Below are 2,818 nucleotides of genomic sequence, written 5' to 3' on the forward strand. Positions count from 1 at the left end.
CTGGACTGAATAACCATTGAGCTGCAACCTCCTGGCCAGTGCGATGTAGGGTTCGACGTCGTCGCGCGCGCCATAAACGTGAATACCTATGCGCAAGATTGTCCCTTCAAAGTCTCGGTGACGTGCATCTCACCTTCACCCCACCGCGGCACTGGCGCAACCCGCACCGGATCACGACCGACGAAAGATGAAAAAGGCGTTCAACAACATCGACCAAGGGCTTGGGGGCGGTTCAGCCACGGCGCGCACACATTCCGCGACGGTTCCCGACCGAACGGTTTCACCGGTGTAACAGCTGCACACCAGCTGATGCATTTCAAGGTCGCTCAATTCGAAGAAACGCTTTGCTTCACCGTAACTGTCGTCTTTCAGACCTTGCTTTCGAAGCAGGACATCGTCGAAAGCCACCTCAAGCGGTGAGCCTTCGCGCCGCATCGAATCGCGTGTTGAAATCGGCTGGAACTCGGTCTCGAAAAGAGTATTCAGCCGCTGGTCAGGCGTCTGGTCTAGAAGTTCTGCCCACCGCTGAAGCCGCTCCTCGCGTGTCAAAGCATGCTCCCGCATGTCTTCGCGCACGTCGGCAATCCCCATAAGTCGTTCACGAGATTGGTGTTTCATGGCCGCCTCCTTGAGATACCTTGTCCTTCGCCAGCGCTCATTTTCCACTCAGACTGAACACTGCTCGAGCGTTTAAAGTATATCATAAGATGATCTTTGTTTCGATACGAAGACCTGAGCGACGACACGCGACTTTCCGCCAGCGCCAGCAGTCACCCAGGAAGGAAATTGAGCCAATCTTAAAAATTCTTATCACCGAAGCCGGCTGACCCGCAGGACAAGATCGTCCGCATCGACCACACTTTCCGCGATCCGGCGAACTCGCTCAACGTCCTTACGGGACCCGACCGTTCCTTCGATAACGACGAGATCGCCAACCGCCCGGAAAGACAGGCTTTGGACTTCCTTTGACGCATCATCCGCAAGGGCATTTTTGATGGACGAGATCAGGTGCGTGGCGTCCACACCGTGAGCCCCACGACATCGTGATGAAGGTGGGATCAGAATCATTGGCCGCTCCTTTACTGATCAACTCTCTGTAGCGGGTCTTGTTCCGATCGAGTTTACGCAATTGTATGGCACCTCGGCTTTGACCGGGTGAGGTTTTTGGAGGGAAGCAGATCGTCACCCGGCGATCCCTGCTTGACATGGCGCTCGGCATTGGTGCAGTGGGTTGGAACGTTACAACTGAGATGATGGCGACCAGGAAACAAGTGGTAGAATTCTGCGGACCCATGAAAAAGCGGCGTTTAGGTCCCAAACTCTCCAAATGGCAATTAATCGGGATTGCGACCATCTGTGCCCTTGGGCTCGGGCAGATCCTGGGCAGCATTGTCTGGTATGTAGCTCACAGGTGACGGTCCCGCGCGCAGCGGCGAACGTTGCCGGGCTTCATTGCTTGAACATCAGCGTGGAGGCTGTTGAGACCGCTGTTCGCGTTCGTTCTTGTGCAAGTCGCCATGCGACGGAGGCTCTTTCTGGCGCTCCGTTGAGGCAACCCCACTCGAGCCAGACGTCTTTCCTTCTCCGGGGTCATGCTGCCCTAGCAGCCTGGCGATAAGCACGGGGAGGGCAATCGCGAACACAAGGATTGCTCCGAACGGCGCAAAGTTCACGATATGGCGGGTGATAGTCGCGGGCGGCCTGATCGCCAGTTCTGGAGAAACGCCGGCAGTCGCGCATATCCGGGTGAGAAGTTCGAGCATCTTTGTCCTCCATCATCGACCGACACCAACGCATGAGAGCCCGCAAACATCAGGCGAGAACGAGACGATAGGGCGAACGGAATGTCGGACGAACTGAAGCCATTCAGCATGCATGCATCACCCGCACAGATGCACAAATCTGACATGGGCGGAACACGCGCTCTGAGTGCCGGCCTCAAAGATAATGATAGCCCAAGGGCCCCAACGAAAGGCCCCAAGCAAGAACGGTGAAGGCAAAGCCTATTATCGTCCCAATGCGCCGCGCGATCGGAAACTGCTCACCATCTTCCATTGGTTCTCTCTCTCCCGTTGACCGAAGCCCACTCTACTTCTTTTTCCGATAAATGACGTTACTTTTTCGGGGACAACCGCTCTTGAAACGGTTGGAATACCTGGATGCTGGACGGTTCGGCATAATGGACATTGTCGGTGCTGAACATGAAGACGGATCTCCGGGTGGCAAGGAGTGAGATTGCTCGTGCCGACTGGCTGCGGAAGCCCTGCGCCGCCGAGCGCACTTTCAACGCGCCGCCCGGAGCAGTTGCGATAAGCTCAACCGTCACTGGACCACAGATGAACGAGGGCACGAGTCGCTATTCAGGCAAGAATTCGCCGGAAGAAGGTCGGGAACGGCGGAAACTCGCCCAAATTTGTGGGCGGGAGCGAGGAGTTTCCGGGGAACCGAAGGTCATGTGCTTGGCCCGGATCTTGCTAAGCTCGAATAGGGACGCAAACGGAGAGCGTCGCCGAAGACAAAGGGAGGAAACCTCAATGAAAGATCTGATCAAGCGCGCCGTCATTGCGGCCATCACTACCATTACCATCTCACTGCCTGTGTCGTCCGCAAGGGCTGACGAGTTCGTCAACGTTTTGACCGGCGGCACTTCGGGCGTCTACTATCCGCTTGGGGTTGCGCTCTCGAAAATCTATGGCGAGAAGATCGACGGGGTTCGAACCCAGGTTCAGGCGACCAAGGCCTCGGTAGAGAATCTCAATCTTCGGTGGCGTCGCCTTAACCGAGTTGGTGATGCGGTAGTCTCTTCGGCTAGAAACTA

3 protein-coding genes are annotated in these 2,818 nt (G+C 56.2%); 1 reads left to right on the forward strand and 2 read right to left on the reverse strand.

The window, feature by feature from the left end; genetic code table 11:
* Positions 1-171: 171 nt before the first annotated feature.
* Complete coding sequence (locus tag I8N66_RS37045; RefSeq protein WP_291165503.1) at positions 172-618, reverse strand: hypothetical protein; 447 nt, start codon at positions 616-618, stop codon at positions 172-174.
* Between the two features lie 192 nt (positions 619-810).
* Positions 811-1,068, reverse strand: coding sequence for a hypothetical protein (locus tag I8N66_RS37050; protein ID WP_291165505.1), 258 nt, complete (start codon positions 1,066-1,068; stop codon positions 811-813).
* Positions 1,069-2,546: 1,478 nt separating this feature from the next.
* Between I8N66_RS37050 and I8N66_RS37055 the strand changes: the two genes are divergently transcribed.
* A partial coding sequence (locus I8N66_RS37055; RefSeq protein WP_291165507.1) for a TAXI family TRAP transporter solute-binding subunit occupies positions 2,547-2,818 on the forward strand: 272 nt, incomplete at its 3' end.

Source organism: Ensifer sp. SSB1, from assembly GCF_016652895.1.
In the GTDB taxonomy this organism is placed as follows: domain Bacteria; phylum Pseudomonadota; class Alphaproteobacteria; order Rhizobiales; family Rhizobiaceae; genus Ensifer.